The organism is Streptomyces sp. CCM_MD2014 (assembly GCF_000772045.1).
Lineage (GTDB): Bacteria > Actinomycetota > Actinomycetes > Streptomycetales > Streptomycetaceae > Streptomyces > Streptomyces salinarius.
This window is the reverse complement of sequence record NZ_CP009754.1, coordinates 2,977,930-2,992,444: the sequence shown is the minus strand read 5'-3', so window position 1 is coordinate 2,992,444 and position 14,515 is coordinate 2,977,930. Positions and strand designations below refer to the sequence as shown.

Annotated in this window: 7 protein-coding genes and 1 pseudogene; all 8 read left to right on the top strand. The window is 74.7% G+C overall.

From position 1 onward, the window contains the following. Positions 1-76: 76 nt before the first annotated feature. Positions 77-1,246 (top strand): annotated as a pseudogene (locus NI25_RS12880) (FxsB family cyclophane-forming radical SAM/SPASM peptide maturase); the annotation flags it as partial. A 410-nt stretch (positions 1,247-1,656) separates the two neighbouring features. After that, positions 1,657-3,090 (top strand): aKG-HExxH-type peptide beta-hydroxylase, encoded by a 1,434-nt coding sequence (locus NI25_RS12875; RefSeq protein ID WP_061442582.1) that lies wholly within the window; start codon positions 1,657-1,659, stop codon positions 3,088-3,090. A 129-nt stretch (positions 3,091-3,219) separates the two neighbouring features. Beyond that, positions 3,220-6,243 (top strand): FxSxx-COOH system tetratricopeptide repeat protein, encoded by a 3,024-nt coding sequence (gene fxsT, locus NI25_RS12870; protein ID WP_061442581.1) that lies wholly within the window; start codon positions 3,220-3,222, stop codon positions 6,241-6,243. A gap of 131 nt (positions 6,244-6,374) precedes the next feature. Then, positions 6,375-6,827 carry a CU044_2847 family protein gene (locus NI25_RS12865; protein WP_061442580.1) on the top strand — a complete coding sequence of 151 codons (453 nt, stop codon included), beginning with the start codon at positions 6,375-6,377 and terminating at the stop codon, positions 6,825-6,827. Further along, the gene (locus NI25_RS12860) at positions 6,824-7,762 is read left to right on the top strand and encodes an AAA family ATPase (RefSeq protein ID WP_233520724.1); all 939 of its coding nucleotides are present in this window, start codon (positions 6,824-6,826) and stop codon (positions 7,760-7,762) included. The genes NI25_RS12865 and NI25_RS12860 overlap by 4 nt, the downstream gene beginning before the upstream one ends. Before the next feature lie 5 nt (positions 7,763-7,767). Further along, positions 7,768-9,729 carry a hypothetical protein gene (locus NI25_RS12855; protein WP_061442579.1) on the top strand — a complete coding sequence of 654 codons (1,962 nt, stop codon included), beginning with the start codon at positions 7,768-7,770 and terminating at the stop codon, positions 9,727-9,729. Next, positions 9,722-11,044, top strand: a complete 1,323-nt coding sequence (locus tag NI25_RS12850; RefSeq protein WP_233520723.1) for a CHAT domain-containing protein — start codon at positions 9,722-9,724, stop codon at positions 11,042-11,044. The genes NI25_RS12855 and NI25_RS12850 overlap by 8 nt, the downstream gene beginning before the upstream one ends. Next, positions 11,041-14,487: an FxSxx-COOH system tetratricopeptide repeat protein gene (gene fxsT, locus NI25_RS12845; RefSeq protein WP_061442578.1), complete on the top strand. Its 3,447-nt coding sequence runs from the start codon at positions 11,041-11,043 to the stop codon at positions 14,485-14,487. The genes NI25_RS12850 and fxsT (NI25_RS12845) overlap by 4 nt, the downstream gene beginning before the upstream one ends. The last annotated feature ends 28 nt before the right edge of the window (positions 14,488-14,515 follow it).

The window sequence follows — 14,515 nt, the reverse complement described above, 5'->3', positions numbered from 1 at the left end:
GGGCCGTGGCGCCGACTCGCGGCGGCACCGGCCGGACCGTTACGGCATGGGGGGTGCTGGAGTGTCGGAACAAGCCATGACCGGTCCGGCCCCCGCCGTTTCCGGCCTGCGGCCCGGTCCCGAAGGTCCCTTTCCCTTCCGTCAGTTCATCGTCAAGATGCACGGCCGCTGCAACCTCGCGTGCACCTACTGCTACCTCTACGAGGGCCCCGACAGCAGCTGGCGCGACCGTCCCGCCGCCGCCTCCCCCGCCGTGCTGGACCGCACCGCCACCCGCATCGCCGAGCACGCCGCCCGGCACGCGCTGCGCGACCTGGCCCTGGTGCTGCACGGAGGCGAACCGCTGCTCGCGGGGGCCGCTCCGCTCGCCGCGCTCGCCGGGCGGGTGCGGGAGCTGGTCCCGCCTGGGTGTCAGGTCCACGCCACCGTGCAGACCAACGCCACCCTGCTCACCGAGGAACGCCTCGCCGTGCTGGCCGACGCGGGCGTCCGGGTCGGCATCAGCCTCGACGGAGGCACCGCCGTCCACAACCGACGGCGGGTGGACCACGCGGGCCGCCCGTCCTGGCCCGCCGCGGCACGGGGGGCCCGCCTGGCCGCCGAGCGCTACCCGGAGGCGTACGCGGGTCTGCTGACCGTCGTCGACCCGACGCTGGACCCGGTCGAGACCTACGAGTCGCTGCTCGGTCTGCGCCCGCCCGCGCTGGACCTGTTGCTGCCGCACGGAAACTGGTCCGCGCCGCCGCCCGGCCGGACCGGCGTACGGTACGGCGACTGGCTGTGCGCCGTCTTCGACCGCTGGTGGTCCGCCGGGCGGCGTGAGGTCCGGGTGCGGCTCTTCGAGGAGTGCGTGGCGCTTCTGCTGGGTCTGCCCGCGGCCACCGAGGCGCTGGGGCTCGCGCCGTTCGACGCGGTCGTGGTGGAGACCGACGGGTCGATCGAGCAGGTCGACTCGCTCAAGTCGGCCTATCCCGGCGCCGCGCGGACCGGCCTGGACGTGTTCCGCCACACGTTCGACGATGCGCTGCGGCACCCGGGCGTGGCCGCCCGGCAGGCGGGCCCCGCCTCGCTCGCGGAACAGTGCCGGGCCTGCCCGCTGTTGCGGGTCTGCGGAGGCGGGCACTACGCGCACCGTTACCGCGCCGGGCACGGTTTCAGGAACCCGTCGGTGTACTGCGCGGACCTCCAGCGCTTCATCCGCCACGTGTCCTCGCGGCTCGCCGCGGCCACGAGTGCGGCGAGTGCGGCGGCTACGGGCGACTCGTCCGCGAGGTGGCTGCCCGGGGCAGGTCCGCCCGGGGCGGCGGGTCTCTCCGCGACGGACCAGCCCCGGACCGGCCACGGCGGGAGCGGCCAGGCGGGGACCGGCCCGGCCGGGACCGGAGCCGAACCAACCGGAGCCGAACCAACCGAAGCCGAACCAACCGGAGCCGCACCGGTCCCAGCCGAAGCCGCACCCGCCACGGGCGAGTCGCCCGAACCCCCTGAACCGGCGGAACCAACCGCTCCGACTCCGGTCCCTCCGGCGTCGGCCGGTGGGGCGCCGGCCGGTGGGGCGCCGGCCGGTCACGTTCCGGCCGGCGGGGCTTCCGCACGGCCGGTCGCGAGCGGCTCGGCCCGCGCCGGGACGGTCTCGACCGGAGGGGGCGCCTGGTGATGTTTCCGGTGGTTCCCGAGCGGGCGCTTCTCGAACTCGCCCGGACCGAAGGCGGCCCCGACACGCTGGCGCTCCTGGTGCGGGACCAGGACACGCGGCGGTTGCTGCTGCTGCGAGCCGTGCTCGACGCGGCAGAGGCGGCCGAGCGATCCGTCTGCACCGGTGCCCAGAAGGCGAGACTGCGCGAGGACTGGGCGCTGCTGTCGGAGGCGGACCGGCTCGCGGCGGCGGACGAGTGGTTCGCCAACCCGGCGCGTGCCCGGCTCTTCCACCCGCTCACCGGACCCTGGGCGCGTTCCTGTCTGCGGGGCCTCGACGCCGCACCCGGGCCGGCGCACGGAGAGCGGGCGCGACGGCTGCGGCGCGACCTCGCGCACTTCAGCGCGATCGCCGCGGTCGTCGCAGCCGGGGCGGGCATCCCCTTCCGCACCCGGCTCACGGCCCGCGCCGGAGTCCTCGCCCTCCCGTCGCTCGGCGCGCTGCACACGGCACGGTCCGGGGACGTACCCGTCGACGTCACCTGCACCGAGGGCCGCCTGGTCCTGCGTCAGGCCGACGCCCCCGACGTGACCGTCCACCTGGAGAGCGGAGTCGGCGCCTGGTCAGGCGCCCTCGCCTGGACGCCCGCACACGCCCTCCCCGGCCTCACCCGGACCGCTCCGCCGCTGCCGCTCGACGACCTCGACCCGTACCGCGAACTGCCCGACGGCCCCAGCCACGGCAACCTGCGCACCCCGCTCGCCCTCGACGACGCGGAGCGCAAGAGGTGGCTCCAGGCCTGGTCCGGCACGGCCCTCGCGCTCCGCTCGGGCGGCGCTCAACGCCTCGCCGAGGCCGGCACGCTGCTGCGCTGCCTCGTCCCGCTGGAGACGCCGCCCGACGTCGGCACCGGCCGCGGCAGTTGCAGCGCCACGCGCCGTGAGGCGTTCGGCGCCCTCCTCAGCAGCACCCCGCCCGACGCCGTGACCCTCGCCGCCACCCTCGTCCACGAACTGCAGCACGCGAAACTCGCCGCCCTCAGCGACCTGGTGACACTCCACCGGGCCGGTCCCGCGGCGCGGTACTTCGCCCCCTGGCGCACCGATCCCCGGCCCTACGACGGCCTGCTCCAGGGCACGTACTCCCACCTCGCGATGGCCGCGTTCTACCAGCGCCGGGCGCTCGTCGGCGGGCTGCCGGACCGGGACTGGGCCTGGGCCCAGCACGCGCGCTACCGCGCCCAGGTCGGGGCCGCCCTGCCCGCCCTCGTCGGCTCGCCCGACCTCACGGTGCGCGGGCGCCGGTTCGTCGACGAGATGGCCGCCACCCACGAACGGATGGCCGAACACCCCGCACCCAGGGGCCACGTCGCACGCGCACAGGCGTACGTGGCCTCCGCGCGCGCACTGTGGGCCCAGCGTCACGCGTCCGCGCTCCCGCCCTCTAACGGATGAATGCCCGTACACCGCGGGCCGGGTACGGAAAGATCGTCCGTACAGGGGGTGTTGCCGTCGGTCGGCGGACTTACGCGCGACGCTCCGGAGTCCTAGGATTTTGCGGTACTACGTGCTGGAGGCCACTGCATGTCTGGAGCTCGCAAGCCGGTCGAGACGGCCGAGAGGGGGACCGCCAGGCAGACGGTCACGATCCACTTCGCAGGCTTCAACCGGGCCTGGGCGGCCTGGATCGGGGACCGGCTGGAGCGGCGCGGCGTACGGGTGGTGCCGCTGCGCTGGGACTCTCCGGCCGACGTCCCTCTGGTGGACCTGCTGCGCGACCTGACGCTCGCCGAGGGCCGGGTCCTCATCATCGTCAGCGAGTGGTACTTCCAGCTCGGACCGCGCACCCACGAGGAGTGGAACGCGGCCCTGCGCGAGATCGTCGCCCCCGACCCGTCCCGTTTCGCCGCCGTGTCGGTCACCACGGCGGCGGTCCCGGCCGCCGCTGCCGTACTGGCACCGGTCGCGCTGACCAACATGGGCGCCGAGGAGGCGGAGCGCCGCCTGCTCGACCGGCTCGACCTGCCGCCCGACGCACCCGCCGAGGGCACGGCGGAGTCACGGCGCGGGCCGCGGTTCCCGGCCGCGATGCCGGACGTGTGGGGCGTGGTACCACGGCGCAACACCCGCTTCACCGGCCGCGAGCCGCTGTTCAACGAGGCCTACCACCTCCTGCAGAGCGCCGAGCCCGGCGCCGGCGTGCTCACCCTGCACGGCATGTCCGGTGTGGGCAAGACCCAGTTCGCCGCCGAGTACGCGCACCGGTTCGGTTCGGAGTACGACGTGGTCTGGTGGGTGAACGCGGAGAAGCGCGTCACCTACCGGCGGCAACTGGCCGAGCTGGCACCGAAACTGGGCCTGCGGACCGGTCAGGAGTACGGCGAGCGGCTGCGAGCCGTGCGCGACGCGCTCCGCCGCGGGGAGCCGTACTCGCGGTGGCTGCTGATCCTCGACGGGGCGGACGAGCCGGAGCAGATCTGGGACCTGCTGCCGACCGGCCCCGGCCACGTCATCGTCACCTCGCGCAACCCCGAGTGGAGCGAGCACAACAGCAAGCTGCTCGAGGTCCGGGTCTATCCCCGCGACGAGTCGGTCGCGTTCATCCGCCGCCGCGCCCCCCGCCTGTCCGAGGCCGAGGCCGACCAACTGGCGGAGGCGCTGGGCGACCTGCCGCTGCTGCTCGACCAGACGGCCGGCTGGCTCAACGACTCCGACCTGTCGGTCGACGAGTACATCGCCCTGCTCGAAGGCGGTATCGACAGCGATGTGGTCAAGGTGTCGGCGGACTTCCCGCTGGCCTTCCAGACCGCCTGGTCGATACTGCTGAACAAGCTCCGGGAGACCGTCCCGGAGTCCGTCGACCTCCTGCGCCTGTGCACCTTCTTCGCACCGGGTTTCATCCCCGTGCGCCTGCTGAAGGAGATGCCCGTCGACGAGCTGCCCGAGCAGCTCGCCGGACTGCTCAACGACCCGCTGCTGTGGAACAAGGCGATCAACCAGCTGCGCACCTACTCGGTGGTCCGGCTGGAGTCCCACGAGGCGTCCCTGGACGAACCGGTCTCCGCCGGGGAGTCGCTCTACCTGCACCGCATGGTCCACCAGATCGTGCACAAGGACATGCCGGACGCCGACCGGAGCGAGTTCATCGACGTCGTACGGCGGGCCCTCGCCGCGGCCGACCCGGGCCGGCCGACCGAGACCCGGCTGTGGCCCGGTTACGCCGAGATCGTGCCGCACCTCAAGTACGCGGACGTCCTCAAGAGCAAGGACGCGAAGGTCCAGCGCCTGGTCCTGAACTGCCTGCGCTACATGTACTTCTCCGGCGAGTACCGGGCCGGCATCAAACTCGGCGAGCGCGCCCTCACCGCCTGGCGCCGCCTCCTCGGTCCGACCCACGCGCGCATCTGGGAGCTGACCTACCACTACACCAACCTGCTGCGCGCCATGGGCGACTACGCCCGCACCGAGTCCCTCAGCCGCGACGCGGTCGAGCACCTCAGGGAGGAACGCGGGCCGCAGGACCTGGACCACCTGCGCGCCGCCGCGGGCCTCGGCGGCGACCTGCGCGGCCTGGCCCGCTACGACGAGGCCCTGGAACTCTCCCAGTGGGTCCTGGCGGCCTACCGCGAACTCCTCGGCGACCAGGACTCCAGGACCCTGAACGCGCAGAACAACCTGGGCGTCTCCCTGCGCCTGCTCGGCCGCTACGAGGAGACGCTGGAAACCGACCGGAGCACCATGGAGGCGCGTCGGCAACTGCTGCGCGCCCGCCATCCGTGGGCGCTCAGTTCCGAGATCACGTACGCCATCGATCTCCGTCTGCTGGGGCGCTACGCCGACGCCGAGTCCCTCCAGGCGAAGAACGTGCGTGAGAACCGCCTCGTCATGGGCCCGGACAACCCGCAAACCCTCAAGGCCGAGTACAACCTGGCGCTGTGCCGGTACCGCCTCGGTGAGCGGGCCCCTCGCGGCGAGGAACCGGGGGCGATGCTCAGCAGCGTTCTGGAGCGGGGTGAGCGGGTGCTGGGCGAGACCCATCCGCTGACGCTGATCTTCGCGACGGGCCAGAGCTGCTACGCCCGTGAACACGGCGACATCGACCAGGCGCGGGAGCTCAGCGAGGCAGTCGTGGCCCGTTACGAGATGATGCTTCCCGCCGGGCACCCGTTCATCGCCGGGTCCCGCGCCAACCAGGCCCTGATCCTGCGCAACGTCGGCGAACGGGAGCACGGTCACGTCCTCGTGGAGCAGGCGCTGGCCGAGATGACGCAGGCCGTCGGCGAGGGTCACCCCTGGACACTCGGCTGCGCCCTGAACGCCTCCGCGCTGCGGAACCTGGTGGGCGACACCGAGGGTGCCGCCGAGCTCAGCCGGGACTCGGTGGCGCGGGCCATCGAGTCGCTCGGTCGCACCCACCCGCTCACGCTGTCCACCCGTATCGCGTACGCGGCCGACCTGCGCGGCCTGCGGGACCGCCAGCAGGCGGAGAAGGTCGAGCAGGAAGCACTGTCCGACCTCGACGCGACCCTGGGCAGCAAGCACACGCACACCGTCTCCGCCCGTTCCCGCAACCGCCCGTACTGGGACTTCGAGCCCCAGACCACCTGACGGCGCGGAGGACGGGACCGGAAGGTCACGTCCGTCGGCCCGGGGCGCATAACCCCCCGCGCCCCGGGGAAGAACACGGGTCCACTCAACACACCTGTAACACAAGCGAGTTGGGCCAGGGGGAACGTGTGGTGATCTTATTGGGACCCGTGCCCGCGGGCGCGGACGGGCCCATACCGGTCGAGGTCGACGCGCAGGTCGACCCGTCCGCCGTCGACGGGCTCGGCCTCGTTTTCGGCGACGAGGTGACCCGGGACGGCGCCGGACAGCGGGTCGTCCGGGTGGCACGGGACGTCTACACCGACGGGCTGGACCTGGCCCGCAGGTGCGCCGCCCAGGCCGTACGGCGCTTCGGTGAGCTCCAGGAGGGGCTGCGGCCGGACGAGATCGAGATGCAGCTCGCGATCAAGATCGACGCCGGGGTGGCCACCCTCGTCAAGAGCGGGGCCGAGGCCCAGCTCCAGATCACCCTCCGCTGGCAGACCGCCCCAGCCCCGGCCGCCCCCGCCCCCGATCCGGCCCCCGCCCCCGGTCCCGCCCCCGACGGCCAGGCGACCGGCACGGCGGACGGGGCCGGTTCGTGAACCGCGTGGTGCCGGGCCCGCGCATCCTGCCGTACTCCCGCGTCGTGGCCCAGGAAGAGCTGAAGCTGGCACTGGAGCTCCACCACGTCGTCCCCCGTATCGGCGGCGTGCTCATGGCGGGACCGCGTGGCACGGCCAAGTCGACGCTCGTACGGGCCTTCGCCCTGATGGCCCACGGCGAACTGCCGGTCACCCTGCCCATCAACGCGACCGACGACCGCGTCGTGGGCGGCTGGGACCTGGACGCGCTCATCCGCGGCGAGCCACGACCGCAACCCGGGCTGCTGGAGGACGCGGCGGACAAGGGGCTGCTCTACGTCGACGAGGTCAACCTCCTCGACGACCACCTCGTCGACATCATCCTGGACGTCGCCGCCACCGGGTACCTGTCCGTGCAGCGCGAGGGGCTGGACACCGCCAAGCACCTGTCGTTCGGGCTGGTCGGCACCATGAACCCCGAAGAAGGCGGCCTGCGACCCCAACTGCTCGACCGCTTCGGACTGATGGTCACCGCCGAGACCCTGGGCGCGACCGCCCGACACCTGCTGCTGCGCACGGTGCTCGACTTCGAGCAGGAGCTGGGACGCGAGGACTCCGCGTGGCTGTCCGCCGCACGGCGGGACGACGCGCGCACCCGGGAGCGGCTGACGGCCGCCCGGCGCAGGGTCGGCGACGTCGACGTCCCCGACCGGGTCCTGGAGCTGTGCGCACGGGCGGCGGAACGGACCGAGGCGGTGGGCCAGCGCGGAGAGATCGTGGCCGTGCTGGCGGCCCGGGCACTGGCCGCCCTGGAGGGCGCGGACCGGGTGACCCCCGCGCATCTGCGGCGGGTCCTGCCGATGGCGTTGCGGCACCGGCGCCCGGAAGTGGTGCACGGCGACACCTTCGACTGGGAGAGCGACGAGGCCCGCCTCCAGGACCTCTTCGAGGCCTGACCGAGATGGCAGCCGACCCCGGCCTCCCCCACCTCCCGCCCGCGTCGCCGAGCCGGCCACCGGTGGACGGCACCGCCGCCACCGGCGCGGTGCCGTACGACGACCCGGCGCACCGGCTCGGTCTCGCCCTGGTCTGCGCGGCGGCCGAGCCCGCCCTTTCCGGGGTGCTGCTCCTCGACCTGGACCCCCGGCTCGTCGATCCGGTCGCCCGGATGTTCGGCGCCGTACTCGCCGGAGCCGCCGAACCGGCGCGCCCGCCGCTCGTGCTGGGCGCCGCGGACCGGGACGAGGACCTGTGGACCCGCACCAGGATCCGCGGCGGCGAGCACGGCATCACCGTCCTCACCGAACCCGGCCCCCTGGTCGAGGGGGACGACGCCGACGGTGCGCCGCCGTTGGTCGTGGTGCCCGACCTGGCGCGGCTGAGCGTGGCCGGGATGCGCGCCGCGGTGCAACTGCTCGGCGCCGACGTCGTGACCGTCGCACGCGCTGGGCCGCACCGGACGGTCCGGCCCCGGGCCCGCTGGCTGGCCGTCTGCCGCGGCGCCGACGTGGGACGGGTGAGCCGGCACCTGCTGGACCGGTTCGCCCTGCGGCTGTCGATGGCGGGGCTGCGACCGCCCGGCCCCGGCGAGGCGCTCGCGGCACCGGAGGCGGGTGAGGTACGGGAGGCACTGCTCGCCGGGCTGCCGGACACCTGGCGTGCGGCGGTGCACCGAGGCGTCCGGCCTGTGCCCGTCGGCGACGCGGCGATCGGCCGGGCGCGGGAGCTGCTCGGACCCGACGCCGGGGTCCGCCGGCAGCTGGCCCTCCTGCGGCTCGCCCGTACCCTCGCGGCGCTGGACGGCCGCCCGTCGGCCTCGGCCGAGCACAGCGACGCCGCGGCCCGGCTCATCGGTGTGGCCGTGCCGCAGAGCGCGCCGGACCGCCCGGAGAGCGACCCGGAGCCGCCCGGTCCGGAACCGGGAGCGCCGGGCCCGCCCGGCACCCTCCCGGAACGTGGCGGCGCCGGCGGGCACGGCGGGCCCCGGACACGTGACGGCGACCGGGGGCTGCTGGACACCGGACCCGCCGAGGGAATCGGCACCGCACCCGGCGTCGCTCCCTCCCCGGCCGCGGGAAACCCCTACCCGGAGGACGAACCGGCCGCCGTGCGGGACGCCGTGCCGCTGAGCGGCCCCCGGCGGCGCACCACCGGGCCCGTCGCCACCCGGGGCATCGTGATCGGCACCCGCCGGGCCACGGACCTGCGGGACATCGCCCACGTCCGCACGGTGCGCGAGGCAGCCGTCCACCAACGGGCCCGGCGCACCGACCGGTTCACCGTCTCACCCGTCGACCTGCACGGCAACGTGCGCGCCGCCGCCCCCGAACGGGTTCTGGTACTGCTCCTGGACCACACCTGCCGGGACGGGACCGGGGACGACGGACACTGGCAGCAGGTCCTCGCGCCCTTCCTGCAGTGGGCGTACACGAGCCGGGCCACGGTCCAGGTGATCGAGGTCGGCGCGGCGGACGCGGCCGACGAACTGCGCGCGGGCTCCTTCACGGCCCGCAGCGTTCTGGACCCCCGGGTGCCGGGAGCGCTGTACCGCCGGGCCGGGCGGGCGACGCCCCTCGCCCACGGCGTCGAACTGGCGGCGCAGGCGCTGCGCAGGCTGTTCCGCCGGCCGGGCACCGGGCCGGCGGAGGCGTGGCTGGTGGTCGTGACCGACGGCCGCGGCAACGTACCCCTGCGGGTCAGTCACACCGGACGGCCCGCCGGGGAGGTGGCCGCCACGGGGGTCGAGGACGCGGTGGAGGCCGCCGCCCGGATCGGGACCATGGACCGGACGCGGCTGCACGTGGCGGTCGTCGACCCGGGCCGGGAACCGTACGGCGACCTGCCGTACGTCCTCGCCGACCGGCTCGGGGCGATCGTCGTCGACGGCCGGCACGGGTCCGGGGCGGAGGCCGCCGGTGAGTGAGCCGCGCCATGGGTCCCGCAGACTCCCGGGCAACGGCACCGCCGGGCTCCGTGCGGCCCTGCCGGGACTGAAGGCCGTGACCCGCCGCCCCGCCGCGTCGGTGCTGAACCTGCGCCGGACGCAGGAGCCGCCCGCCGGGCTCGGCGGAACCGACGCACGGCCCGGCGCGCGCCTGGAGGACGGCTTCGCCGTGCTGCGCGTCCTGCGCGCCGACGGGGCCGACGGGCTGCCGGGCTACCGGCTGCAGGGCTGGTGCGGCGACCTGTCGGTGAACTGCGCGGCCGGTCCCACCCGCCGCCCCGCTCCCGCCGTCAGCCTCGCCCGGCTGCGGCAGGACGGGGAGGGGCACTACCCCTCGGAGGTGCTGCGGGGCATTCACCTGTGGTCGGAGAACCAGCACGAACTCGCCCACTGGATCAACAGGATCCGCGCCCGGCACGGCGACGACCTGCACCTGGTCGTGTGGGACGACACCGGGTACGACCTGCCCTGGGAGCTGCTCCTTGTCCCCGGGGACGCCGCGCTGGACCTGGTGGGCGGCCCGCTGGGCGCGTTGGTCGCCGTCGCCCGCTGGACCACCGTGCGTGATCCGGGCCAGGACGGCCTGCCCGCCGATTCCGGCGACTGCCACGGGCGCGTGCTCGGCTACCTCCACCAGGACATGGCGGACGACGGCCGCCTCTTCACGTCGTACGCGCACCGGCTGCACCGGCTCATGACGCCCTTCCTCAGCGACCTCGACACCCAGGACGACCGCACCGGGCTGGTCTACCTGGGCTGTCACGGCACCTACGGCGACACCGTGCCGGGCCTCACGCTCGGGGACCGGACCTGGGCCGAGCTGAACGGCGAACCGATGTCGGCGCTGCGTCGGGACCGCTCGCTGGTCTGCCTCAACGCCTGCGACTCCGGCCGGTTCGTGGACAACCGGGCCCAGGGGGAGGAGGCGTTGCGCGGGTTCGCGGAACTCTTCCTGCGCAAGGGTGCGGGCGGCTGCATCGTCAGCTCCGGGAAGGTCGGTGACCTGGAGGCCCGGGCGATGGCACGGCGCCTGGTGCGCGAGGTCGCCGAGCACCCGCGCCGCCCGGTGGCGCGGACGCTGCGGGGCTTCCGGGCGCGGGCACTGGAGGAGTTCGGGTCCCTGGCGGAGATGCCGCGGGTCCGCAACGATGACGGGCAAGTCGACGTCGTGGGCCAGAAACGGGTACTGCGGCTCCTGTACGCGTTCATGTTCCACTACTACGGGCATCCGAGGACGGCGCTGCGGCTCACCGCGGTGGACGCGCTCGGCACCGAGGGGGGAGGCCGCCAGTGAGCGCCGCCGGACGGCCGTCCGGGCAACCCCCGCTGCTGATCGAGCCCGTCGTCGCGTGGCCCCGGCAGGCGGCGGCCGGGGCCGACTACCTCGTCACCGTCGATCTGCGCGGCCCCCTGCCCGCCCCGGACGGCACACCGGCCCAGTGGCCCTACCCCGAGGAGGAGTTCACCTTCACCGTCACTCTGGACGGCGCCCCGCACTTCGCATGCTCCGCCCTGGACGAACCGAACGTCGTCCTGCACCGCTTCGGCGGCACCTACGGCCCCGCCCGGTTCCGGGTCTCCGCGGGCACGGACCCCGGGCCCGCCTCACTGTGGCTGACCGTCACCAACCAGTGGGGCGTGCCGGTCCGCAAGGCGGAGCTGCGCAGTGAGATACGCGCGGCCGGCGCCGAAGCGGCGGTGCGGATCCCCGGCGGACCCAGGCCGCGGTCCGTCGCACGGGCGCGCCCGCCGCACCAGCCCCCGGCCACCATGCGACCCGCCCCGGACCGGCAGACGGTCACGATCAGCTTCGCCGGACTCGACCGCGCCTGGGCGGCCTGGATCGGGGACCGGCTGGAGCGGCGAGGGGTGCGGGTGGCGCCGCTGCGCCGGGGCGCCCCGGCCGACGTCCCACCGGCGGCCCTGCTGCGCGACCTGACCCTGGGGCCCGGGCGTGCCCTGCTCGTCCTGAACACCCCCTACTTCGGCCACGGCACGCATCCGCCCGAGGAGTGGAACGCGGCCCTGCGGGAGGTCGTGGCCCCCGACCCGTCCCGGTTCGCGGCCGTGTCGGTCACCGGCGATCCGCTCCCGTCGGAGGTCTCCCTGCTGGCGCCCGCCGCACTGCACGGTCTGCGGGCCGAGGAGGCCGAGCGGCGCCTGCTGGACCGGCTCGGCCTGTCCTCCGAGCCGGTGGCCGAGGACCCGGAGCGGGCACGGACCGCGCCGCGGTTCCCGGCGGGCACGCCGGACGTGTGGGGCGCCGTACCGCGCCGCAACACCCGGTTCACCGGCCGTGAGGCCCTGCTGGACCAGATCCACGACCTGCTGGGCGGTACGGGGCCGGGGACGCTGACGCTGCACGGCATGTCCGGTGTGGGCAAGACACAGCTCGCCACCGAGTACGCGCACCGGATCGGACCCGAGTACGACGTGGTGTGGTGGGTCAACGCGCGGGACCGGGCCGACTGCCGCCGCCAGCTGGCCGAACTCGCCCCCCGGCTGGGTCTGCGGACCGGCCAGGAGTACGGGGAACGACTGCGCGCGGTACGGGACGCGCTGCGCCGCGGCGAGCCGTACTCCCGGTGGCTGCTGATTCTGGACGGTGCCGACGAGCCCGAGGAGATCGAGAACCTGGTGCCGACGGGCCCGGGGCACGTTCTCGTCACGTCGCGGAACCCGGAGTGGGCCCGCTACGGCACCGGTCTGCTGGAAGTCCCCGTGTACACCCGTGCCGAGTCGATCGCCTTCATCCGCCGCCGCACGTCCGGTCCGACCCCGTCCGAGGCCGACCGGCTCGCCGAGGCCCTGGGCGACCTGCCGCTGCTTCTCGCCCAGACGGTGGGCTGGCTGAGCGACTCGGACCGCTCGGTGGACGCGTACCTGGCCCTGCTGGCGGACGGCGACGGCGCCGAGGGCGATGCGCGAACCGTGGCCGAAGACTTCCCGCCGGCCTTCCGGACCGCCTGGTCCATCCTCCTGGCCGAGCTGCGCGAGACCGCTCCGGAGTCCGTCGTCCTGCTCCGGCTGTGCACCTTCTTCGCCCCCGGCCTCGTCCCCGTTCACCTGCTCAGGAACATGCCGCACGACGGGCTGCCCGACTCCGTCGCCGGACTGCTGACCGACCCCCGGCTGTGGGAACGCGCCGTCGGCGAGCTGCGACGGCACTCCGTCGTCCGGGTGGAGCCGGACCCGGAGCAACCGGAGCGCGAGTACCTGTACGTGCACCGGGTCGTCCACCAGATGGCACACAACGCGATGCGGGAAGAGGTCCGCCGCGAACTCGTCGACGTCGTACGGCGGGCCCTGGCCGCGGCGGACCGCGGCCGGCCCTCGGCCCCCGAACAGTGGCCCGGATACGCCGAGATCGTGCCGCACCTCAAGTACGCCGACGTCCTCGCGACCACCGACGAGGCCGTGCAGACCCTCGTCCTCGACTGCCTGCGCTACCTGTATCTGTCGGGCGAGTACGGGGCGGGCGTCCGGCTCGGCGGCCACGCCACCCGGATCTGGCGTTCGCTGCTCGGCGACCAGCACCCCCTCGTCTGGGAACTGGCCCACCACTACGCCAACCTGCTGCGCGCGGCCGGCGACTTCCACCGGACGATGGAGATCGAGCGGGCGGCCGTCCGGCAGCTGAGCGAGCAGCGCGGGGAACGCGACCCGGGTCTGCTGCGGGCCCTCGGCGGACTGGCCGCGGACCTGCGCGGCCTCGGGCACTACGCGGAGGCACTGGAGATCTCGGAGCGGGTGCACCGCACGTACCGCGAACTCCTCGGCGACCAGGACACCCGCACCCTGAACGCCCAGAACAACGTGGGCGTCTCGCTGCGGCTGCTGGGCCGCTACGAGGACGCCCTGAACGTCGACCTGCCCACCCTGCGGGAGCGCCGCCGGCTACTCGGCGACCGGCACCCGTGGACGCTGGGTTCGGAGACCGCCTGCGCCGTCGACCTCCGGCTGCTCGGCCGCCACGAGGAGGCCGTGTCGCGGCAGGACGCCAACTGGCGGCTGGTCCGCGAGGCGCTGGGCGCCCACAGCAGGCAGACCCTGCTCGCCGCGCACAACCTCGCCCTGTGCCGCTACGCGGTGGGCGACACCGACGAGGCGGCGCACCACGCCGGCCAGGCGTTGGAGCTGGCGGAGCGGGTTCTCGGCGACAGCGATCCCCTGGTGCTGATGCTGCTCGCCGGCCGGAGCTGCCTCGCCCGGGAGCAGGGTGACCTCGATCTGGCCCGTGTGCTGAGCGAGCGCGTCGTCGGCCGTTACGAGGAGACGCTCACCGCCGGCCACCCCTACGCGGCCGGAGCCCGCGCCAACCATGCCCTGCTGCTGCACCGGGCGGGCGAGGGCGAAGGCGCACCGGCCCTCGCCGACGCCTCGCTGGCAGACATGGCCGTCGCCGTCGGGCCCGACCACCCCTGGACGCTGGGCTGCGCGCTCAACGCGGCGATGCTGCACGGGGAGGCCGGAGACACGGACCGAGCCCTCACCCTGAGCCGGGACACGGCCGGCACGGCGGCGCGCGTCCTCGGCGCCGCCCACCCCCTCACGCTGGCCGTGGGCGTGGCCCTCGCGGCCGAACTGCGCGTGTACGGGCCGAGCGGGCAGGCCGACGCCGTCGAGCGGCGGGCCCTGGAGGGGCTGGCCGCCGTCCTCGGCCCCCGGCACCCGCGCACCCTGGCGGCCCGTGCCCGGCAGCGCCCGTTCTGGGACTTCGAACCCCAGCGGACCTGACCGGCCCCCGCGGGGTCCGGAACGCCGA